This window comes from Pseudoxanthomonas daejeonensis (assembly GCF_010093205.1).
Classification (GTDB): domain Bacteria; phylum Pseudomonadota; class Gammaproteobacteria; order Xanthomonadales; family Xanthomonadaceae; genus Pseudoxanthomonas; species Pseudoxanthomonas daejeonensis.
Window position 1 is genome coordinate 58,803 of sequence record NZ_PDWN01000002.1, and the last position, 21,241, is coordinate 80,043.

At 70.2% G+C, this 21,241-nt stretch carries 20 protein-coding genes; 13 read left to right on the forward strand and 7 right to left on the reverse strand.

Annotation, left to right across the window (positions count from 1 at the left end):
* Window positions 1–62: 62 nt before the first annotated feature.
* Window positions 63–1,529 carry a pyruvate kinase gene (gene pyk, locus CSC65_RS01920; protein WP_162408296.1) on the reverse strand — a complete coding sequence of 489 codons (1,467 nt, stop codon included), beginning with the start codon at window positions 1,527–1,529 and terminating at the stop codon, window positions 63–65.
* A 245-nt stretch (window positions 1,530–1,774) separates the two neighbouring features.
* Here pyk and CSC65_RS01925 point away from each other — a divergent pair, with 245 nt between their 5' ends.
* Window positions 1,775–2,752, forward strand: a complete 978-nt coding sequence (locus tag CSC65_RS01925; protein WP_162408297.1) for a transaldolase — start codon at window positions 1,775–1,777, stop codon at window positions 2,750–2,752.
* Window positions 2,749–3,390 carry a hypothetical protein gene (locus tag CSC65_RS01930; RefSeq protein ID WP_162408298.1) on the forward strand — a complete coding sequence of 214 codons (642 nt, stop codon included), beginning with the start codon at window positions 2,749–2,751 and terminating at the stop codon, window positions 3,388–3,390. Before CSC65_RS01925 ends, CSC65_RS01930 begins: the two co-directional genes overlap by 4 nt.
* A gap of 122 nt (window positions 3,391–3,512) precedes the next feature.
* Here CSC65_RS01930 and msrA read toward each other — a convergent pair whose 3' ends face one another.
* Both msrA and CSC65_RS01940 read right to left on the reverse strand, forming a co-directional pair.
* Window positions 3,513–4,151 carry a peptide-methionine (S)-S-oxide reductase MsrA gene (gene msrA / locus CSC65_RS01935; RefSeq protein ID WP_162408526.1) on the reverse strand — a complete coding sequence of 213 codons (639 nt, stop codon included), beginning with the start codon at window positions 4,149–4,151 and terminating at the stop codon, window positions 3,513–3,515.
* 26 nt (window positions 4,152–4,177) lie between these two features.
* Window positions 4,178–4,450 carry a putative signal transducing protein gene (locus CSC65_RS01940; protein ID WP_162408299.1) on the reverse strand — a complete coding sequence of 91 codons (273 nt, stop codon included), beginning with the start codon at window positions 4,448–4,450 and terminating at the stop codon, window positions 4,178–4,180.
* Between the two features lie 190 nt (window positions 4,451–4,640).
* On the opposite strand from CSC65_RS01940, the gene CSC65_RS01945 reads away from it, so the two are divergent.
* From CSC65_RS01945 to rlmM, 3 genes are read left to right on the forward strand one after another with little or no spacing between them, the layout of a single operon-like run.
* On the forward strand, window positions 4,641–6,395 hold the full coding sequence (locus CSC65_RS01945) for a glutamine--tRNA ligase/YqeY domain fusion protein (RefSeq protein ID WP_162408300.1): 1,755 nt from the start codon (window positions 4,641–4,643) through the stop codon (window positions 6,393–6,395).
* A gap of 11 nt (window positions 6,396–6,406) precedes the next feature.
* The gene (locus CSC65_RS01950) at window positions 6,407–6,967 is read left to right on the forward strand and encodes a nucleoside deaminase (protein ID WP_162408527.1); all 561 of its coding nucleotides are present in this window, start codon (window positions 6,407–6,409) and stop codon (window positions 6,965–6,967) included.
* Window positions 6,968–6,984: 17 nt separating this feature from the next.
* The gene (gene rlmM, locus CSC65_RS01955) at window positions 6,985–8,040 is read left to right on the forward strand and encodes a 23S rRNA (cytidine(2498)-2'-O)-methyltransferase RlmM (RefSeq protein ID WP_162408301.1); all 1,056 of its coding nucleotides are present in this window, start codon (window positions 6,985–6,987) and stop codon (window positions 8,038–8,040) included.
* A 50-nt stretch (window positions 8,041–8,090) separates the two neighbouring features.
* On the opposite strand, the gene CSC65_RS01960 is transcribed toward rlmM, so the two are convergent.
* Together CSC65_RS01960 and CSC65_RS01965 are read right to left on the reverse strand one after the other, a co-directional pair.
* Window positions 8,091–8,810, reverse strand: a complete 720-nt coding sequence (locus CSC65_RS01960) for a hypothetical protein (protein ID WP_162408302.1) — start codon at window positions 8,808–8,810, stop codon at window positions 8,091–8,093.
* 124 nt (window positions 8,811–8,934) lie between these two features.
* Entirely contained in the window at window positions 8,935–9,891 is a 957-nt protein-coding gene (locus CSC65_RS01965; protein WP_162408303.1) for an SMP-30/gluconolactonase/LRE family protein, read from the reverse strand.
* A gap of 157 nt (window positions 9,892–10,048) precedes the next feature.
* Here CSC65_RS01965 and CSC65_RS01970 point away from each other — a divergent pair, with 157 nt between their 5' ends.
* Together CSC65_RS01970 and CSC65_RS01975 are read left to right on the forward strand one after the other, a co-directional pair.
* A complete protein-coding gene (locus CSC65_RS01970) occupies window positions 10,049–11,188 on the forward strand; it encodes a Gfo/Idh/MocA family protein (protein WP_162408304.1) in 1,140 nt (379 codons plus the stop codon).
* 97 nt (window positions 11,189–11,285) lie between these two features.
* Window positions 11,286–11,675, forward strand: coding sequence for an EF-hand domain-containing protein (locus CSC65_RS01975; RefSeq protein ID WP_162408528.1), 390 nt, complete (start codon window positions 11,286–11,288; stop codon window positions 11,673–11,675).
* Window positions 11,676–11,736: 61 nt separating this feature from the next.
* Here CSC65_RS01975 and CSC65_RS01980 read toward each other — a convergent pair whose 3' ends face one another.
* Both CSC65_RS01980 and ubiH read right to left on the reverse strand, forming a co-directional pair.
* Window positions 11,737–12,918 (reverse strand): UbiH/UbiF family hydroxylase, encoded by a 1,182-nt coding sequence (locus CSC65_RS01980; protein ID WP_162408305.1) that lies wholly within the window; start codon window positions 12,916–12,918, stop codon window positions 11,737–11,739.
* 8 nt (window positions 12,919–12,926) lie between these two features.
* Complete coding sequence (gene ubiH, locus CSC65_RS01985) at window positions 12,927–14,126, reverse strand: 2-octaprenyl-6-methoxyphenyl hydroxylase (protein ID WP_162408529.1); 1,200 nt, start codon at window positions 14,124–14,126, stop codon at window positions 12,927–12,929.
* A gap of 105 nt (window positions 14,127–14,231) precedes the next feature.
* On the opposite strand from ubiH, the gene CSC65_RS01990 reads away from it, so the two are divergent.
* From CSC65_RS01990 to pdxA, 6 genes are all read left to right on the forward strand, one after another.
* Window positions 14,232–14,822 (forward strand): hypothetical protein, encoded by a 591-nt coding sequence (locus tag CSC65_RS01990; RefSeq protein WP_162408306.1) that lies wholly within the window; start codon window positions 14,232–14,234, stop codon window positions 14,820–14,822.
* A 15-nt stretch (window positions 14,823–14,837) separates the two neighbouring features.
* Complete coding sequence (locus CSC65_RS01995) at window positions 14,838–15,398, forward strand: cob(I)yrinic acid a,c-diamide adenosyltransferase (protein WP_162408307.1); 561 nt, start codon at window positions 14,838–14,840, stop codon at window positions 15,396–15,398.
* A gap of 142 nt (window positions 15,399–15,540) precedes the next feature.
* Window positions 15,541–16,452 (forward strand): histone deacetylase family protein, encoded by a 912-nt coding sequence (locus CSC65_RS02000; protein WP_162408308.1) that lies wholly within the window; start codon window positions 15,541–15,543, stop codon window positions 16,450–16,452.
* 119 nt (window positions 16,453–16,571) lie between these two features.
* Window positions 16,572–18,872 carry an LPS assembly protein LptD gene (gene lptD / locus CSC65_RS02005; protein WP_202922814.1) on the forward strand — a complete coding sequence of 767 codons (2,301 nt, stop codon included), beginning with the start codon at window positions 16,572–16,574 and terminating at the stop codon, window positions 18,870–18,872.
* A gap of 4 nt (window positions 18,873–18,876) precedes the next feature.
* Window positions 18,877–20,244: a peptidylprolyl isomerase gene (locus CSC65_RS02010; protein ID WP_162408309.1), complete on the forward strand. Its 1,368-nt coding sequence runs from the start codon at window positions 18,877–18,879 to the stop codon at window positions 20,242–20,244.
* 1 nt (window position 20,245) lies between these two features.
* A complete protein-coding gene (pdxA, locus tag CSC65_RS02015) occupies window positions 20,246–21,232 on the forward strand; it encodes a 4-hydroxythreonine-4-phosphate dehydrogenase PdxA (RefSeq protein ID WP_162408310.1) in 987 nt (328 codons plus the stop codon).
* Window positions 21,233–21,241: the final 9 nt, after the last annotated feature.

The following is a 21,241-nucleotide window of genomic DNA, read 5'->3' on the forward strand; positions in this document are numbered from 1 at the left end:
GAATACGCCCCAAACCAGCGCGGCGCCCGATGGGCGCCGCGTGGCTCAACGCTGGTGCTGTGTCAGAGCTCGCCCAGGCCGCTGGCGCTGCCGTCCGCACTGACCTCGAGCAGGCGCAGCGTGTTGGTCGCGCCATGGGTTTCCATGTGCTCGCCACTGGTGAACACGACGCGGTCGCCCGCCTTCAGCTGGTTGGCCTCGACCAGCAGGCGGATGCTGCCGCGCGCGGCTTCGCGCGGGGTCAGGCCGCGGCTGTCGAAGTTGATCGGGAACACGTCGCGCATCATCGCCATCTTGCGGCGCGCGCCGTCGTGGCGGGTGATCGCGTAGATCGGCGCCGAGGCGCGGAAGCGCGACAGGTAGCGCGCGGTGCCGCCGGATTCGGTCATCGCCACGATCGCGCGCACGCCGATGTGCTGCGACAGGAACATGGTGCCCATCGCGATGGCCTGGTCGGCGCGCTCGAGGTTGCGCTGGGCCTTGCCGAAGTCGGTCTCGGTCTGGAACTGGCGTTCGGCGCCCAGGCAGATGCGGGCCATCGCCTCGACCGCGCGCACCGGGTAGGCGCCGGCGGCGGTCTCGGCCGACAGCATCACCGCGTCGGTGCCGTCGATGACCGCGTTGGCCACGTCCAGCACCTCGGCGCGGGTCGGGATCGGGCTCTCGACCATCGACTGCAGCATCTGCGTGGCGGTGATCACCACTTTGTTCTGCGCCAGCGACTCGCGGATGATCTTCTTCTGCAGGCCCGGCAGCTCGGCGTCGCCGATCTCCACGCCCAGGTCGCCGCGGGCGACCATGACCACGTCGGAGGCCTCGACGATCTCGACCAGGTTCTCGATCGCCTCGGTGCGCTCGACCTTGGACACCAGCGCCGCGTCGCAGCCGTGCGAACGGGCGATCGCGCGGGCATCGTTCATGTCCTGCGCATTGCGGCAGAACGAGACGGCGATGAAGTCCACGCCGATCTTGGCGACGATGCCGATCAGCTCCTTGTCGCGTTCGGTCAGCGCGCCCAGCGAGAGGCCGCCGCCCTGCTTGTTCAGGCCCTTGCGGTCCGACAGCACGCCGTCGTTGAGCACGGTGTTGACGATGCGCTCGCCCTGCACGTCCACGACCTGCAATTGCATCAGGCCATCGTCGAGCAGCAGCACGTCGCCGGCCGCCACGTCGCCCGGCAGCCCCAGGTAGCTGACGCCGACCTGGGTGTTGTCGCCGGGAGGCGCGTCCACGGAGGCGACCAGGTCGAAGCGGTCGCCCGCCTTCAGCGTGATCTTGCCGGCGGCGAAGCGCTCGATGCGGATCTTCGGGCCGGGCAGGTCGGCGAGGATGCCGACTTCCACGCCGACCCGTGCCGCCGCGGCGCGCACGTCGGCGGCACGCTTGGCCTGGCCCGACGGATCGCCGTGCGAGAAATTGAGGCGGACGACATTCACGCCGGCGCGGAACAGCGCCTCCAGCACGCCCGGCGCGTCGGTGGCCGGTCCGAGGGTGGCGAGGATCTTGGTGCGGCGCTGTTGGTCGGTCATTTCTCTTGTGTGAGGTCCCTAAAAGGCAGGGAAAACTACCACAACGACCCACCGAGCGGCAGCGCTGTCATCGGCGACGCGCCGTTCGTCCTGCGCGGCATCGTCGCCGACTGGACGCATACGCATGCGGACGGAAAACAAGTTGCATCGACAACCATGCGCGCGCACCTCAGTCACGGCGACACGCGGTGTCGCGCGCAGGTACGATGGACAGTCCCATCTGTCCCCAAGCCATTCCGCATCCGATGACCGCATCCGCCTCCGTTTCAGCTCCCTCCCGCCTGCAGCAGCTGCGCGAACTGTCGGTGGTCGTCGCCGACACCGGCGACTACGACGCCATCGTCCGCCTGCGTCCCGTCGACTGCACCACCAACCCGACCCTGGTGAAGAAGGCCCTGGGCCTGCCGGTCTATGCCGAGCTCATCGATCGCGAACTGGCCTGGGCACGCACCCAGCCGGCGGTCGACAAGGCCGTGATCGACGAGGTCGCCGACCGGCTGACCGTCGGCGTCGGCGCGATGCTGACCGGCCTGGTCCCGGGCCGCGTGTCCACCGAGGTCGATGCGGACCTGGCCCATGACACCGCCGCGACCGTGGCCAAGGCGCGCAAGTTCGTCGCCATGTACGCCGAGCGCGGCATCGGCCGGGAAAAGATCCTGATCAAGGTCGCCGCCACCTGGGAAGGCGTGGAAGCGGCGCGCCAGCTGCAGGCCGAGGGCATCGACTGCAACCTCACGCTGATCTTCAACCCGACCCAGGCCATCGCCTGCGCCGAGGCCGGCGCGTTCCTGATCTCGCCCTTCGTCGGCCGCATCCTCGACTGGTACAAGGCCCGCGGCCAGGTGCCGGCGAGCATCGACAAGGATCCGGGCGTGGTGTTCGTGCGCGGGGTCTACGCCGAGTTCAAGCGGCGCGGCGCGGCGACCGTGGTCATGGGCGCCTCGTTCCGCTCCGTCGAGCAGGTGCTGGCCCTGGCCGGCTGCGACCGCCTGACGATTTCGCCCGACTTGCTCGAACAGCTGGACGCCTCCACCGGCACGGTCGAGCGCAGGCTGGTCGCGGCGGCGCGCGAGGAACGGGTGATCACGCCGGTCAACCAGGCCCGCTTCGCCGCCGACCTGGCTGCCGACGCGATGGCCGACGAGAAGCTGGCCGAGGGCATCGCCGCCTTCGCCAAGGACCTGGACGCCCTGCGCAGCGATATCGCCCAGCGCCTGGCGTGACCCTCAACCGCGTGCTGCTGGCCTGCCTGCTGCTCGGGCTGGCCGGCTGGTGGTTTTCCACGCCGCGCCGCGCCGGCGACCTGCCCGCCGCGGTGCATGCGGGCAGCAGCCGGTGTCCGTTGCCGCCGTCGATCCGCCAGAGCGGGGCCCCGCTGCAGAGCGATGTCCCCGGCGGCATGGCGTCGTTCCCGATGGCCGCGTCGAAGCTGGTGCCGCTGGCAGGCTTCAGCCTCGACGGACGCGTGCTCTCGCGCCGCGACTATTCCAGCGGGCGTGAAGCCGACTGGTCGCCCACCGACCTGGCCCTGGGCTGGGACGGCATGGCGCGCGATGACGTGATCGACGGCCTCGACATCAGCCAGTCCGGACGCTGGTACCGCTACCGCTGGCAGAACGACCCGCCGCTGCCGCCGCCCGAGATCGCACGCAGCAGCGCGAACATGCACATGATCCCCTCATCGACCGAGGTCGCGCGCACGCTGGCTGGCATCAAGGCCGGGCAGCGCGTGCGGATCGACGGCTGGCTGGTCGAGGTCCAGGCCGACGACGGCTGGCGCTGGCGCAGCTCCACCAGCCGCACCGACACCGGCGGCGGCGCCTGCGAGGTGGTCTACGTGTGCGGGATCTCGGCTTTGTAGGAGCGGGCATGACCGCGACACCGGGGGCATCGGAATCACGGGGGCACCGTCGGGCCGAGGGCGTCGGCTTCGCGGACTGAAGTCCGCTCCTACAAGAAACAGCGACCCCGCCGCTGCAGCGATCAGATCGCGCAGGACACGCCGGTTCCACCCAGCCCGCAGTACCCGTTCGGGTTCTTCGACAGGTACTGCTGGTGGTAATCCTCGGCGTAGAAGAACGCCGGCGCCGGATACGCGATCTCGGTGGTGATCGGCGGGTAGCCCGATGCTTGCAGCGACTCCTGGTAGGCATCGCGGCTGGCCAGGGCCGCGTCGTACTGCGCCTGGGTGTGGCAGTAGAGGGCCGAGCGGTACTGGGTACCGACGTCGTTGCCCTGGCGCATGCCCTGGGTCGGATCGTGGCTCTCCCAGAAGGCTTTCAGCAGCGCGGCGAAATCCAGCTGGGCCGGGTCGTAGACCACGCGCACCGCTTCGGTGTGCCCGGTCTGGCCGGAGCACACCTCTTCGTAGGTCGGATTCGGCGTGCCGCCGCCGGCATAACCCACCGCGGTGGTATGCACGCCCGGCAGGTTCCAGAACTTGCGCTCGGCACCCCAGAAGCAGCCCAGGCCCACTTCGACCACCTCCATGCCCGGGAATTCGCCACGCAGCGGGCGGCCGTGGACACGATGGACGTTGTGCAGCGGCAACGGTTGCCCGCGGCCCGGCAGCAGGTCCGCCTCGCGCGGCAGGCGCTGCTTCCAGGCGCCTACGCCAAGCATCGATCCAAGGGTCATCGGACGCTCCGTCACGCCGGCAGGAGGCCGGGGTCGTCCAGTGAAATGGGGTCGGAACCGGTGCCGGGCAAGTCGTCGCCCAGCCCGGCGGCCTGCAGCGCCGCGCTGGCTTCGGGCATCGACGAGTCGGGCACGCAGACCCGAAGGACCCCGAACAGCGGCAGTTCGCCGGCACCACCGAGCAGGTTCTCGCCGAAGACGAAGGCCGGGATGCCGACGTCTTCCAGCACGTGCCGGGCCAGGTGGGCGTCGATCAGGTTGTGGGCGCGGTAGGCGACCTGCATGGAGGAATCCTCACGGGCCGGCGGACACCGCGTCCGCCATCGACCCGAGCATACGCCCGCCCCGGCGGCATCGGCCAAGCATCCGCGAACGCGCCGTCAGCCGTTCAGGCGGAACGCGTCGACCGCGCGCAGCCGCCTGCACCGGGGCGGCTCGGCTAAACTTGCGGTTTGCCTTCGCAGCCCCCGCCCCATGTCCGACGCCCCCAAGCCCATCGACGCCTCGCCCGCCGACGCCCCGCCGGAAAAAAGGGACTTCATCCGCCAGATCGTCCGCGAGGACCTGGCCAGCGGCAAGCACGCCGCGATCCGCACCCGCTTCCCGCCCGAGCCCAACGGCTACCTGCACATCGGCCATGCCAAGGCGATCTGCCTGGACTTCGGCGTGGCCGCCGAGTTCGGCGGGCGCTGCAACCTGCGCTTCGACGACACCAACCCGGCCAAGGAAGACCCCGAGTTCGTCGCCGCGATCCAGGACGACGTGCGCTGGCTGGGCTTCGACTGGGCCAGCCTGCGCCATGCCTCGGACTACTTCGGCGTCTATTACCTGGCCGCGCAGAAGCTCATCCGCGACGGCAAGGCCTTCGTCTGCGACCTGTCGGCCGAGGAAGTGCGCGCCTACCGCGGCTCGTTGACCGAGCCCGGCCGCAACTCGCCGTACCGCGAGCGCAGCATGGAGGAGAACCTGGACCTGTTCGCGCGCATGCGCGCCGGCGAATTCGCCGACGGCGCCCGCACCCTGCGCGCCAGGATCGACATGGCCAGCGGCAACATCAACCTGCGCGACCCGGCGCTGTACCGGATCAAGCACGTCGAGCACCAGAACACCGGCGCCGAATGGCCGATCTACCCGATGTACGACTTCGCCCACGCGCTGGGCGACGCGGTCGAGGGGATCACCCATTCGCTGTGCACGCTGGAGTTCGAGGACCACCGCCCGCTGTACGACTGGTGCGTGGACAACGTCGACCTGGCCGGCAACCCCGACCTGCTCGCGCCGCTGGAGAAGCACGGCCTGCCCAAGGAAGCCGGCAAGCCGCGCCAGATCGAATTCTCGCGGCTCAACATCAACTACACGGTGATGAGCAAGCGCAAGCTGACCCAGCTGGTCGGCGAGGGTCTGGTCGACGGCTGGGACGATCCGCGCATGTACACCCTGCAGGGCCTGCGCCGCCGCGGCTACACGCCGGCGTCGCTGCGCCTGCTGGTCGACCGGGTAGGCATCAGCAAGCAGAATTCGGTGATCGACTTCTCGGTGCTGGAAGGCTGCCTGCGCGACGACCTCGACGCGACCGCGCCGCGGCGCATGGCCGTGGTCGAGCCGCTGAAGCTGGTCCTGGCCAACCTGGCGGAAGGCCACGAAGAGTCGCTGACGTTCCCGAACCATCCCAAGGATGAAGCGCAGGGCGAGCGCCGGGTGCCGTTCTCGCGCGAACTGTGGATCGAGCGCGAGGACTTCGCCGAAGTGCCGCCGAAGGGCTGGAAGCGGCTCGTGCCGGGCGGCGAAGCGCGCCTGCGCGGCGCGGGCATCGTGCGCATCGACGAGGTGGTCAAGGACGACGCCGGCACCGTGATTGAACTGCGCGGCTGGCTGGATCCGGAATCGCGCCCGGGCATGGAAGGCGCCAACCGCAAGGTCAAGGGCACGATCCACTGGGTCAGCGCGCAGCACGCGGTGGCCGCGGAAATCCGCCTGTACGACCGCCTGTTTTCGGTGGAGAAGCCCGACGACGAGTCCGAAGGCAAGACCTACCGCGACCATCTCAATCCGGAATCGAAAAAGACCGTGCAGGGCTGGATCGAACCAGCTGCCGCGCAGGCCGCGCCGGAGCAGTCGTTCCAGTTCGAGCGCACCGGCTATTTCGTCGCCGATCGCCGCGACCACACCCCGGAAAAGCCGGTATTCAACCGCAGCGTGACCCTGCGCGACACCTGGTCGGCGGGTTGAGTACGAACGCCATGCTGTACGCACAGGTCCACCTCACCCTGCCCGCCTGGGTCCATGACGCGTTCGACCAGGCCGCGACCTTCGCCTCCGACGAGGACAAGGTCGCGCTGGCGATCGAACTGTCGCGGCGCAATGTCGAAGCGCGCAGCGGCGGCCCGTTCGGCGCAGTGGTGTTCGGCCCGGACCACCGGGTGATCGCCGCCGGCGTGAACCGGGTGATGCCGCACACCACCTCGCTGGCGCACGCCGAGAACATGGCCTACATGCTCGCCCAGCAGCGCCTGCAGACCCCGCGCCTGAACGACGTGCTGTCGCCGGTGACGCTGGCCACGTCGTCACAGCCATGCTGCCAGTGCTACGGCGCCACGATCTGGGCCGGCATCGACCGCCTGCTGATCGGCGCGCGCTCGGAAGACGTGATGGAGCTGACCGAATTCGACGAAGGCCCGCTGCCGGCGGACTGGATCGGCGAGCTCGAGCGCCGCGGCATCGCCGTCACCCGCGACCTGCTGCGCGGCGACGCGCGTGCGGTGCTGCGCGCCTACGGCGAGGGCGGCGGCGAGCGCTACTGAGCGCCGCTGCCCCCACCATGCACGGACTGCTCGGCTACTGTCGCCAGGGCTTCGAGCCGGAACTCGCGGCCGAGTTCGGCGAACGCGCCGCCTTCGCCGGTATCGCCGGTTACGCACGCGCCAGTCGCGACGACGGGCATGTGCTGTTCGTCACCGGTGACGAAGCCGACGCACAGGCCCTGGCCCGCAACGTGCCCTTCAGCGACCTGGTGTTCGCCCGCCAGAAGCTGCGCCTGTTCGCCGAGCTGCGCGGGCTGGATCCGAAGGACCGGCTGACGCCGTTGCTGGCCGCGCTGCCCGCCGGCCTGCGCGCCGGCGACCTCTGGGTCGAGCATCCGGATTCGGATGCGGGCAAGCCACTGTCGGGCCTGGCCCGCAGCTTCGGCAACGCGCTACGCCCGGCGTTGCGCAAGGCGGGCGTGCTTTCGGCGAAGGAAGATCCACGCCTGCCGCGCCTGCACGTGTGCTTCCTCGCCGGCGACCACGCGCTGCTGGCGCTGGCCGACCCGCGCGACAGCGCGCCGTGGCCGCTGGGCATCCCGCGACTGAAGCTGCTGCCCGACGCGCCCTCGCGGTCGGCGCTGAAACTTGAAGAAGCCTTCCTCGCCCTGCTCGACGCGGGCGAGCGCGAGCGCCTGCTGCGCCCCGGCATGACCGCCGCCGACCTCGGTGCCGCCCCGGGCGGCTGGACCTGGGTGCTGACCCGCCAGCACCTGCGGGTCACCTCGGTCGACAACGGCCCGTTGCGCCAGCACGTGCTCGACACCGGCCTGGTCGAGCACCTGCGCGCCGACGGCTTCCACTGGCAGCCCGCGCGGCCGCTGGACTGGATGGTCTGCGACATGGTCGAACAGCCCAGCAAGGTCGCCGCGCGCATGGCGCAGTGGTTCCGCGAAGGCTGGTGCCGCCACGCGGTGTTCAACCTCAAACTGCCGATGAAGAAGCGCTGGCAGGAAACCCGGCTGTGCCTGGACCTGTTCGAAGAGCAGGCCGGAAAGCCGGTCACCGTGCGCGCCAGGCAGCTCTACCACGACCGCGAAGAGATCACGGTTTTCGCCACGACGGGCGGCTGAGAACGGGCGCGACTCTCAGCCCTGCGGACATCCGCAGCGGCTGCGCGCACTCAAGGCAGGAACGGGAAGACCAGTTTCAGCAGGCTCTTGAGGCCACCCTCGGCGCTGCTGGACACCGCCTTCGCGCCGAGGCTGTTCAGCGCGGCGCGCGCATCCTCCCAGCGCAGTTTCGTGACGTCCTTCTTCAACAGGTCGGCCAACTCCTCCGAGCCTGGCGCGAGCTTGCGCAACTCCTTCACCACCACCTCGGTATCCGGCTGCAGGAAGCCGCTGCGCTCGGCCAGTGCGACCAGGGTGTCGAAACGCACTGCCAGCACTTCGCGGTTGCGCTCGTACACGGGCAAGGCACCGGCGTCGAGGACGGCCTGCTCGAACTGCAGCCGGTCGTCCGGGTGCTCCACGCGCACGGCCAGGAACCCATCCTTGCGACTGCGTTCGCTGACGTGGCGGCTGCCGGCGCGCAGGTTGGCCTCGGTGAGCACGTTGCCGAGGATGCGACGCAACGCCGCGTCCGACGGTTCGGCGACGAGCTGACGCCAGCGCGCGTAACCGTCGCTGCGCAGCGCGCGCAGCTTGGCCGGGGTGATCCGCAGCAAGGCGGCCGCCGAATGGTTGCTGGCGTTGCGATCGATCGCGCCGTCGCGTTCGAGCAGCACGTAGACCAGAAGCTCAAGGTCGCGCTTGCTCAGCGCGCCGAAACCCTGCAACTGGGTCTGGCGGAGGAACTCGGTGGCGAACGTCGCCGGCTCTTTCAGTTCGAGTTGCTGCATCGGTCGTGCCTCCTCCGGTAGACCAGTATCGGCGATCGGTGTCGCAGGGGCTGGGACGCCCCCCCGGAAGGGTGGCCTTCAGCCCTTGTACCGGCACCACGGCGGCCTGGACGGAAAGGGTGCGCTACCGGCCGGACTCCCGTCCCGGCCGTTCGCTGCGGAATGTCTCGATGGCGCCGCGGTCCTGCAGGGTCACGTATACATCGCGACCGTCGGCGCCACCGAAGGCGACATTGGTCGGCTTGGCACCGCGCAGCTTCACTTCGCGCAGCACCTGCCCCGCCGGTGAAACGACCGCCACCACGCCGGCGCCGTAGCGGGCGATATACAGGTTGCCATCGGCATCGCTGCGCATGCCGTCCATGCCATGGTCGGGGAATGCGATCAGCAGGCGCTTGCCCGACAGGCCGCCGCTGGCATCGATGTCGTACACCCAGACATTGCGCTGCACGCTTTCGTTCACGTACAGATGCCGGCCGTCGGGGCTGACCTCGATGCCGTTGGTCGTGCCCATGCCGGTCTCCAGCCGCTGCGCGATGCCGTCGCGACCGACGCGCCACAACTGGCCGGCATTGTTCTTCCAGTCCGGATCGCTGGCGTAGAGCGTGCCATCCGGGGCCAAGGCGATATCGTTGGGCTGGTGCGCACCCTCCAGGTGCGCGAAAACGCGAACCCCGCGCGTATCCAGGTCGATGGCCAGCACGTTGTGGCCGGTGTAGTCGGCCACGTACATCGTTCCATCGGCGCCGAAGCGGATGCCGTTGCCGGTGCTTCCCTCGGGAAGCCGCACGAACAGCGCGGCCTCGCCCTGGCCATCGGCGCGCGTCACCACCCGGCCGATGGTGCCGTCGCGGCCGAAGCCCACCGCATACAGCGCGCCATCCGGGCCGACCGCTGGCCCTTCGATTCCGCTACCGAACACGCCATCGCCGACCAGGTCGCGCGTCTGTACGCGCGCGCTGTCCCCGGGCTGCGCCGTGGAAGCCGCCGCGAAGCCCGGCGCCAGCAGGAACAGGCACAGGGCGATGCGCGAGGGACGGCGGGACCTGCGGGGTTGGCGTGTGATGGCGGCGTCCTCCATGGCGATGCGCGCGCCAGTGTGCCAGAGCCGACAGGCGTATTCCGCGACGACATGGAGGGCATGCGAACCTTGGGGCTGGCGCCACGGGCCGTCGCCACCTATCGTCCGAGGCGCACCGTCCGATCCGGACCTCACGGCAGGCGACCCTGGAGGCAACATGCCGCAGCTTGGAATCACCCGACGCCACCTGCTGGCGGCGATGGCCGGTGCAGGACTGGCCGGCACGCTGCCGCTGCGGGCGCAATCGCAGGCTCGTTCGGCGGGCGACGCCATGAACCCGGCGCGGCGCAAGGACTCCATCGGCGTCGCGCTGGTGGGCCTGGGCGGCTATGCCACGCACCAGCTCGCACCCGGGCTCCAGCTGGCGCAGCACTGCCACCTGGCCGGAATCGTCACCGGCTCGCCGCAGAAGATCCCGGCCTGGCAGGCCAGGCACGGCATTCCGGACCGCAATGTCTACAGCTACGACGACTTCGACCGGATCGCCGACAACCCGGACATCCAGGCCGTCTACATCGCCACGCCCAACGACCTGCACATGCCGCTGACCCTGCGCGCAGCCAGTGCCGGCAAGCACGTCTGGTGCGAGAAGCCGATGGCGATGGACGCGGCCGAAGCACAGGCGATGGTCGATGCATGCCGGGCCAACAAGGTGCAGCTGACCATCGGCTACCGCCTGCAGCATGAGCCCAACACCCGGCGGCTCATGGCGATGGCGCGCGAGAAGCCTTACGGCAAGATCCTCAAGGTGCGCGCCGACGCCGGCTTCAATGCCTACGACGACGTCGACCCTGCGAACAAACCCTGGCGCCTGCTTCCGCAGCATGGCGGCGGCGCGATGTACGACATGGGCGTGTATTCGCTCAACGCCGCGCGCTATACCTCCGGCCAGGAGCCGGTCGCGGTGACCGCGCGGCAGGAGATCCGGCGCCCGGCCCTGTTCGAAGGCGTGGATGAAACGATGCACTTCACCCTGGAGTTCCCGGACGGCACCGTCGCCGAGTGCGCGACCAGTTTCGGCCAGGACATGAACATCCTTCGCGCCGACTGCGAACGCGGCTGGTACGAACTGTCGCCGTTCCAGACCTATGACGGGCTGAAGGGACGCACCAGCGACGGCAAGGTCTTCGCCGACGCAGTGCCGCACCAGCAGGCCAGACAGATGGACGACGACGCACTGGCGATCCTGCAGGGCACCGCACCGCTGGTCCCGGGCGAGGAAGGCGTGCGCGACATGCGCGTGGTCGACGCGGTGTACGCCTCGGCCCGGGACGGCGGCCGGCGCATCGTCCTGTAGGCAGGCACGCAGGGTGGGCGGCGCGACGGTTCAACGCCGCTTCACCCGGTGGTGTCTAGCGTTGCCGGCCGGCCTCCCTGCCTCGACCGACCGACCGATGAAACACTTCTCCGCCTTCGCCTTCCTGCTGGCCACGACCGCGCTCGCCGGCACTTCCGCGCTGGCCGCAACAAAAGGTCCCCCGGCCAGCACTTCGCCCCTGCTGCCGCCCGTGGCCACCCCGGTAGACCAGCCCCTGCAGCACCAGACCGGCATGGTCGTGATCGAGGGCGCGCATGGCGAGCGCACGATCATCCGTTCGCTCGAGCCACGCAGCCTGGTCGGTGGTGACCGGCTCGACTTCGGCGTGCTAGATGCCGACGGTGATGGCCGGGTCGATCGGCGCGAGGCCGGCATCGACCGCAGCCTGCGATCGGAGTTCGACAACGTCGACGTCGATCGCGATGGCACGCTGGATCGCGAAGAACTGGCCGGCTGGATCCTCTGACCGGGCCATCGGGACCGGCAGTGGGATTTCGGGGTCCGCAAGGATCGGGTGGAACCGGACGCTAGAGTCCGGCGGCGTGCCGCCAGAACGCGCGTTGCAGCGGCGGCAGCTTTCCGGCCAGTCCGAGCAGCGGGCCACGCGCCAGCGTCGCGGCCGGATGGGTGTTGGAGAACAGGCGGTTGATCCCCTCGAAGGCGTAGGCCGACACGGTGTTGTCGCTGCGGCGGGTACGCGCCCAGCGCTGAAGGCGGTGCGCCGCGGTCCAGTCACTGCGGTGCAGGCGCGCGGCTTCGACCTCGTCGCGCAATGCGGCCACGTCGCGCAGGCCCAGGTTCACGCCCTGCCCGGCCAGCGGATGGACCACGTGCGCGGCATCGCCCAGCACCAGCACGCGCCCGGCGACCTGTTGCCGCACCAGTTGCCGCCGCAGCGGAAACGCCGCGCGGGCCGAAACAGGCCGCGCCTGTCCCAGGCGTGCGGCCGAGGCGTCAGTCAGTTCCCGCGCGAACGCGTCCTCGTCCAGCGCCAGCACGCGCGCGGCCTCGGCATCGGGCAGGGTCCACACAATCGAGCTGCGCCCCTGCGCGAACGGCAGCAAGGCCAATGGACCGCCGGGCAGGAAGCGCTGCCAGGCGGTGTCCTCGTGCGGTCGTTCCGTCTCGATGAAGGCGACCACGCCGCGCTGCCGGTAATCGTGCGCGTCGACTTCCAGCCCGGCCAGGCGACGCAGGTCCGAGGCCGCGCCGTCGGCCGCCACCGCGACGCGCGCATCCAGCCGCGTTCCGTCGTCCAGCTTCAGTCGCACCCCGCCGGCATCCTGCTCCAGCGCCTGCACCCGCGCCGGGCAATGCAGGCGCACGCCCGCGGCGGCCAGTGCCGCCCACAGACGATCGACCAGCAGGTCGTTCTCGACAATCCAGCCCAGCTCGCTGCGCGCGGCGATCCCGGCAGCGTCGAAATCCAGTTCACCGCCGCCGGCGGCGTCCCAGACCCGCATCCTTCGGTACGGCTGCGCGCGCGCGGCCAGCACCTGCGGCCACACGCCCAGTGCCTGCAGCAGGCCGGCGTTGTCCGGTGCCAGCGCGTACACGCGCAGGTCCGGTTCATCGGCCCGCCAGCGCGGTGCGGGCCGGGGCTCGACCAGCGCCACTTCGAGTCCGGCGCTGGCCATGGCCAGCGCGCAGGCCGCGCCGACCACGCCACCGCCGGCCACCGCGACGTCCAGGCGCGCGCGGCTTTTCATGTGGCCCGTCACCGGCACAGCTCCGGCACGTCGCCACGGAAACCCATCGCGCCGCCGACCAGCCACGACTGCAGCCAGCCGCTGCGATCGGCAGCCAGCAATCCCAGGCTGCGCAAAGGCCGGAGCAGGGGCGATGGATTGGCGGTCATCCGGGCAAGACCATCGGAGAACGCCAGCGTGCGCTCGCGGTCCTCCTGCCGGCGCTGCGCATAGCGCGCCAGCAACGTGGCATCGCCCGGATCGCCGGCATGGGCGCGCAGCCCTTCGGCCAGGGTCAGCGCATCGCGCAGGCCGAGATTGAAGCCCTGTGCGCCGACCGGGTGGATCGTCTGCGCGGCGTTGCCCAGCAGCACCGCGCGCGGCGCGACCAGGGCTTCGGCCACCATCGAGGCGATCGGGTACGCGCTGCGCTCGCCGACGCCGGTGAAGCGGCCGGCACGCCATCCGAAAACCTGTTGCAACCGCGCCAGCCAGCCGGCGTCGTCCAGCGCGGACACGGCCGCCGCCTGGACGGCCGGCACGCCATGGACCACGCCCCACGCCCGATCGCCCCGTGGAAGCAACGCGGTCGGCCCGCTGTCGGTGAAACGCTCCCAGGCGGTGCCATCGGGCACGCGTTCGCCGCGCATCCGCGCCACGAACAGGGTCTGGCCGTAGTCGTGGCTGCGCGAGGCGATGGCCAGCGCGTCACGCAGCGCGCTGCGCGTCCCGTCGGCGGCCACCAGCAGGCGGGCTTGCAGCTGGATGTCGCCGTCGGCAGTGGCCAGGCGCACTCCGCGCGTCCCACCGTCGTCGCCTTCGAGGCCTACGAAGCGTGCAGGACGATAACGGGTCAGCCGCGGCAGCTGCGCCAGCCGCGCCTCGAGCGCTTCGCCGAAATCGCGCGCCACCACCACCTGGCCGAACGCATCGCGACCGTAGTCGCCGGCCTCCAGGCGGACGCTGCCGAAGTCGCCGGCGCGGCTGACGTGGATGCGGCGGATCGGCCCGGTCGGCGCACGCAGTTCGCGCATCACGCCCAGCGCGGCGAGCGCATTGACCGAAGCCGCCGCCAGGCTGAGGTTGCGCTGGTCGAATACCGCCGGGAGCTCGCCGGACGGAGACGCCTCGACCAGGGCCACGTCCAGCGGCAGGCTCTCCAGGGCGATCGCCAGGCTGGCGCCGACCAGGCCGCCGCCAACGATGAGCACATCGTGGGTTCGTCGCATCATGCGGACATGATACGCGGCCGTGCAGGCGGTCCTTTGCCGCTTCGCGGCGGGCACCGTCGTGCTTCGGCTAGAATGCGGCTTGAACCCAGCCACCCGTGCGCCATGAACGCCAATACGCCCCGCCTGTTCATCCTGTTCGTCCTGGCCCTGCTCATGGGCGCCTCGCGCGCGCATGTGTTCGACCACTTCTCGCCGCCGGACGCGAGCTGGGCGGTGTTCTTCATCGCCGGCTTCCACCTGCGCGGCTGGGGTCGCTGGGCATTTCCTTCGCTGATCGCGCTGGCGGTGGGTGTGGACTGGTGGGTGATCAACGGCCAGGGCATCGACTTCTGGAACCACTACTGCGTGTCGGCCGGCTACTGGTTCCTGGTGCCAGCCTATGGCGCGATGTGGGCCGGTGGCGCCTGGCTGCGCCGCCGCTACAGCGGCGCCAGCTGGGATGCGCTGGGCCGCTTGGCCGCCGCACTGGTGCTGTCGGTGCTGGCCTGCCACCTGCTGGCCCAGGGCAGCTTCTACTGGCTGAGCGATTCGGTCACCGATCCGACCTTCGCAGGCTGGTGGAAGAACTACACCGACTGGCTGGCCCCTTACCTGGTGACCGCCGGCGTGTACGTCGCCATCGCCGCCGGGCTGCAGGTCGCCGGCGAACGCATCGCGCCGCTGCTGGGCGCGCGCGACCGCACCGCGCACTGAACTGCCAGGTCCGGGATGGGCAACCGCCTCTCGAAGATCTATACCCGCACCGGTGACGATGGCAGCACCGGGCTGGGCGATGGCAGCCGCACCGGCAAGGATTCGCTGCGGGTCACCGCCTACGGCACCGTCGACGAAGCCAATTCGGCCATCGGCGTGGTCCTGGCCGCCCCGCACGTCGCCGACGACATCCGCGACCTGCTGACCGCCGTCCAGCATCAGCTGTTCGACCTCGGCGGCGAGCTGTGCATCCCCGGCCATGCCGCCATCAGCGGCAACGACGTCGATGCGCTGGAGCGCCACCTCGACCGCTACAACGCCGACCTGCCCGCGCTGAAGGACTTCATCCTGCCGGCCGGCGGCGAAGCGGCCGCGCGCTGCCACCTGGCACGCACCATCGTGCGCCGCGCCGAACGCGAGACCGTGGCCCTGGGCCGGGTCGAGCCGGTTCGCGGTGAAGCCGTGCGCTACCTCAACCGCCTGTCGGACCTGCTGTTCGTGCTGTGCCGGGTGCTGGCCCGCGCGGACGGCCAGGGCGAGGTCATCTGGCGTCACGAACGCCGCACCGCGCCCTAGGCGACCCCGACGGGTCCGTGCCCCGGTGGCACGGTGGCAGGACGGCAGCCAACGGCGCGGCGGCCTGCGCAATCCGGCTCCATCGGCCTTTCCCACCAAATGCGGATGGCAGCCTTCGCGCCACCGCGCTACGGTGCCCCGCATGCTCGCTTACCCCCATCCCGCCTGCCTCGAGCACGACACCGGCCCGGAACATCCGGAACGGGCTGCCCGGCTGCGGGCGGTGCTCGATGCGCTGCGCCGCGCCTATCCGGACCTGGCCTGGCTCGAAGCCCCCGCGGCGCGGCGCGGCGACCTGCTGCGCGTGCACGCCGCCGCCCTCGTGGATGAGGTGCTGGTACCGGTTCCCGCGGGCCTGCGCAGGCTGGACCCGGATACCGTGGTGGGTCCTGGCTCCGGACGCGCGGCGCTGCACGCAGCCGGCGCCGGCATCGCGGCGGTCGATGCGGTCATGTCCGGGGATGACGAGACCGCGTTCTGCGCAGTCCGTCCGCCCGGCCACCACGCCACCGGCGATGCGGTGATGGGCTTCTGCCTGTTTAACAACGTCGCCGTGGCCGCCGCCCATGCGCGCGACCGGCACGGGCTGGAGCGGATCGCGATCGTCGATTTCGACGTGCACCACGGCAACGGCACCCAGGCGATCTTCCAGCGCGACCCGGCCGTGGCCTATTTCAGCAGCCACCAGTCCGGGTTGTTCCCGCATACCGGCAGCGTGCACGAGCGCGGGATGGGCAACGTCCACAACGTGCTGCTGCCGCCTGGCAGCGGCGGCTTCCGCTTCCGCAACACCTGGCTGGACACCCTGCTGCCCGGGCTGGACGCGTTCCGCCCGCAGCTGGTGCTGGTCTCGGCCGGCTTCGATGCGCACCTGGCCGACCCGCTGGCCGACCTGATGCTGGACGCGGACGACTTCGCCTGGATCACCGCCGAGCTGCGCACGATCGCCCGGCGCCACGGCGCAGGGCGGGTCGTCTCCCTGCTCGAGGGCGGTTACAACCTGGACGCCCTCGCCGAGTGCACGGTCGCCCACGTCGGCGCGCTGCGCGACTGACCCCACCCACCGCGACGGGGGGATGAACCCCGCCTGCGGCCCGGGCCGGGCTTTCATTGCCCGCATGCACCTCCATCCGGCAAGCTACCAGCGATTTTCGGCCTGGAAGCCCCCTGCCTGTGCGAGCCCCCCTGCGCCTGCTCCCGCTGTCGCTGAGCATTGCCGTCTGCCTTCCCGGCACGGCGATCGCCGACGACAAGCCGCTGAACTGGGCGCTATGCCCAGCCGGTGATGTCATCCCGCCGTTCAACGAAGCTCCCCCGTCCGCGCAACCGGGCGATCCCGCGCGTGACCAGCAACCCACCGTCATCGAGGGCGACCAGCAGAGCGGCACGCGGACCACGCCCCAGATCCAGGGCAACGTGGCGCTGACCCGGGGCGACCAGTTCCTGGGCACCGACGAAATCCGGATGGACACCGAAACCGGCGACTACATGGCGCGGGGCAACGTCCGCTACCAGGATTCGGGCATCCGCATCGTCGCCGACCGCGCCGAGGGCAACCAGAACACCGACATCCACACCATCAGCGACATCCAGTACCAGCTGGTGGACCGGCGCGGCAACGGTGGCGCCGACTCGATCCGGCTGACCGGCCCACTGGGCCGGATGCAGCGCTCGACCTACAGCACATGCGATCCCTCGCAGCAGCTGTGGGAGCTGCGCGCCCAGCAGATCGACGTGGACAGCGACGAGGGCTTCGGCGTGGCCCGCAACGCAGTGCTGCGGCTGGGCAATATCCCGTTCCTGTACGTACCGTGGTTCAAGTTCCCGATCGACGACCGCCGCCAGACCGGCCTGCTCTACCCCGCGGTGAGCATGTCCAGCCGCAACGGCTTCGACTACCGGCAGCCGATCTACCTCAACCTGGCGCCGAACTACGACATGACCCTGATGCCGCGCTGGATGAGCAAGCGCGGCCTGATGCTGGACAGCGAATTCCGCTATCTCTACGAAGGCGGCCGCGGCGTGGTCAACGCCGCCTACATGCCCAACGACGACCTGCGTGACCGTGATCGCGGCCGCTTCCTGTTCAGCGGCTACCACAACATCGACGAACATTGGCAGGCGCGCGCGAACCTGGGCTGGGTGTCGGACACGCGCTACGTCGAGGATTTCGCCAACCGCCTGGCCGGCATTTCCGCGTCGTACCTGCAGAGCACGGCTGGCATCTACGGGGTCGGCGCGTACTGGACCGCCGGCGCGATGGCCGAGCATTTCCAGCTCACCGATTACACCCTCACCGACGACAACCTGCCCTACAGCCGCCTGCCACGCGTCTACGTGAACTGGGAACGGCCGCTGGGCCAGTGGCTCGACGCCGGCGTCTGGGCCGAGGCGGTGCACTTCCAGCACAGCGAGCGCCCGGGCGGCAGCCGCTTCGACGTCAAGCCGTACATTGCCGCACGCATCGGTGGCCCGGCCTGGTACGTCAATCCGACCCTGGCCTGGCGCTACACCAGTTACCAGCTCGATGATGACCTCGCGCAGACCTTGGGTGGGGATACCTCGCCGGCCCGCAGCATGCCGATCACCACCCTCGATGCCGGCATGTATTTCGACCGCGACACCACCGTCGGCGACACCGACTACCTGCACACGCTCGAGCCGCGGCTGTTCTACCTCAACGCACCGTACCGCGAGCAGGACGGGCTGCCGCTGTTCGACACCCGCCCCTTCACCTTCAGCTGGGGCCAGCTCTTCCGCGACAACCGCTATTCCGGGGCCGACCGCCAGACCGACGCCAACCAGCTGACCGTGGCCCTGAGCACGCGCCTGATCCGCCAGGCCGACGGCCGCGAGAAGCTGTCGGCCAGCATCGGCCAGATCCGCTATTTCGAGGATTCCCGCGTGGTGGCACCGGGCGAGCTGCCGGTGGAGGAAGGCAAGTCGGCGTGGGTGGCCGACGGCAACTATGCGATCAACGACCGCTGGAACCTGGGTGCCTCTTACCAGTGGGACCCCAAGTTCCGCCGTGAGGACCTGGCCAGCGTCCGCGCCCGCTACCTGTGGCCGGGCGATGGCGTGGTCAATGTCGGCTACCGCTACCGCCGGGACCTGCTGGAACAGGCCGATTTCAATTTCCTGTACCCGATCAACCCCGTCTGGAGCGTGGTCGGGCGCTACTATTACTCGATCGACGACGACAAGCTGCTCGAAGCCGTCGCCGGCGTGCAGTGGGACAGCTGCTGCCTGGCGGTGCGGGCGCTGGCCCGCCGCTACGTGCGCAACCGCGAGGGCGAGCTGGACAATTCCATTCAGTTCGAATTCGTGCTCAAGGGCCTAGGGTCAGCGGGCCAGGACACGGAGCGGACTTTGCGCCGTGCTATTCTCGGCTATTACCGCGACGACCTCTATCTGGTCCCGCCCAGCAACACCACGCCGGATCCCGACGCCTACGATCCGAACATCATTCCGTGAGTCCATGAGCCGACGTCTTTCCGCAATCCTCCTGGCGGTCGCCGCCCTCTGCCCCCTCACGTTCGTCGCCCAGGCGCAGCAGACGCAGCCGATCGAGCGCATTGCCGCGATCGTCGACGAGAACGTCGTCCTGCAAAGCGAGCTTGAACTCGCGATGCGGAACATCGTCGCCCAGTACGCCGGCCGCGAGGACCAGCTGCCGCCGCGCGCGGTGCTGGAACGCCAGGTGCTCGAGCGCCTGGTGCTGACCCGCCTGCAGGTCGAGCGCGCCAAGGGCAACGGCATCCGCATCAGCGACCAGGAACTCAACCAGGCGGTGGCGGCCATCGCCCAGCAGAACAACGTGACCGTCGACGGCCTGCGTCAGCGGATCGCGGAGGACGGCCTGTCCTTCGACGAATTCCGCCGCTCGCTGGCCGACGAGATCATGGTCCAGCGGTTGCGCCAGAGCTTCGCCCAGAGCCGCATCAACGTCAGCGAGAGCGAGGTCGACGCGGCCATCGCCCAGCAGGCCACCGGCGGGCGCCAGTACCACCTCGCGCACATCCTGGTCGGCCTGCCCGAAGGCGCGACGGCCGAGCAGATCGCCACCGGCCAGCGCAAGGTAGAGGGCGTCAAGAGCGTGATCGACCGCGGCGAACTGACCTTCAACGCGGCCGCGGTCCGCTATTCCGACAGCCCCAACGCGCTGGAAGGCGGCGACCTGGGCTGGCGCAGCCTCGATGAAATCCCGAGCGCGTTCTCCCGGACCATCAGCGAGATGTCGCCGGGCCAGGTCCTCGGCCCGGTGCGTGGACCGAGCGGCTTCCAGCTCCTGCAGCTGGTCGATGTCCGCGACGCCGCCGCCGGCGGTGCCACCCAGACGGTCAGCGAGTACCACGTGCGCCACATCCTGGTCCGGGTCAACGACCGCCAGGACGACGCCACCGCCAAGGCCCGGATCGACACGCTGCGCGCGCGCATCGGCGGCGGGGCCGACTTCCAGGAAGTCGCGCGCGAATCGTCGGAAGACACCAACACCCGCGGCCAGGGCGGCGACCTGGGCTGGTTCCCGGCCGACGCGTTCGGCCCGGATTTCGGCAGCCAGGTGACCGCGCTCTCGGACGGCGGCATTTCCCAGCCGTTCCGTACCGATGCCGGCTGGCACGTGATCCAGCGGGTGGCCGGGCGGCAGACCGACGTGACCGACACCAACCGTCGCGCCCAAGTCCGCGAGACCATCGGCCGTCGCAAGCTGGAAGAAGAATTCAACCGCTACCTGCAGGAACTGCGCGGCGAAGCCTACGTGGTGTTGCGCACCGGCGAACAGGCCGCGCCGGCCGCGCCCGCCGCCCCTGCTGCTGCGCCGGCAACGCCGCCCACCGGCGGCTGACGTGACGCTACCCCGGCTCGCGCTGGTTCCGGGCGAACCGGCCGGGGTAGGACCGGAACTGTGCGTGCGCCTGGCCCAGCGGCCGCGCACCGACTGCACGCTGGTCACCCTGGCCGATCCGGCCACGCTGCAGGCCGCCGCCACCGCGCTGGCCCTGCCCTTGAACCTGCTGCACGAGGACGAGCCGGCACGCCGGCCGGGCGACCTGCCGCTGCGCATGTTCCCCAATGCCAGCACGGTGGCGTTCGGCGCTCCTGATCCGCGCAACGCCGGGGTCGTGGTCGGCGCGCTGCTCGATGCCGCCGCCGGCTGTTTGCGCGGCGACTTCGCCGGCATGGTCACCGGCCCGGTGCAGAAGTCCACGATCAACGAGGGCGGCATCGCCTACACCGGCACCACCGAACTGCTCGCCGGCCACGCCGGGCGCCAGGTGGTGATGATGCTGGCCAACGACATCGTCCGTGTCGCCCTGGCCACGACCCACCTGCCCTTGCGGGAAGTCGCCGACGCGATCGACGCCGGCCTGCTGCGCCACGTGCTGACCACTACGCACGAAGCGCTGCGCTCGGACTTCGGCATCGCCGCCCCGGTGATCGCGGTGCTGGGCCTGAATCCGCACGCGGGCGAAAACGGCCACCTCGGCCACGAAGAGATCGATACGATCATCCCGCTGCTGGACGCGCTGCGGGGCGAAGGGTTGGCGCTGGTCGGGCCGCTGCCGGCCGATACCGCCTTCCTGCCGAACAAGCTCACCGGCTTCGACGCGGTGGTGGCCATGTACCACGACCAGGGCCTGCCGGTGCTGAAGTACAGCGGCTTCGAGCGCGCGGTGAACCTGACGCTGGGCCTGCCCTACCCGCGCGTGGCCGTGGACCACGGCACCGCGCTGGACCTCGCCGGCCGCGGCCTGGCCGATCCGTCCAGCCTGGAAGCGGCCGTGGCAACCTGCGCCCGCATCGCCAGCCAACGCCGGTCGCGCGCGCTGTAACGGCGGCGC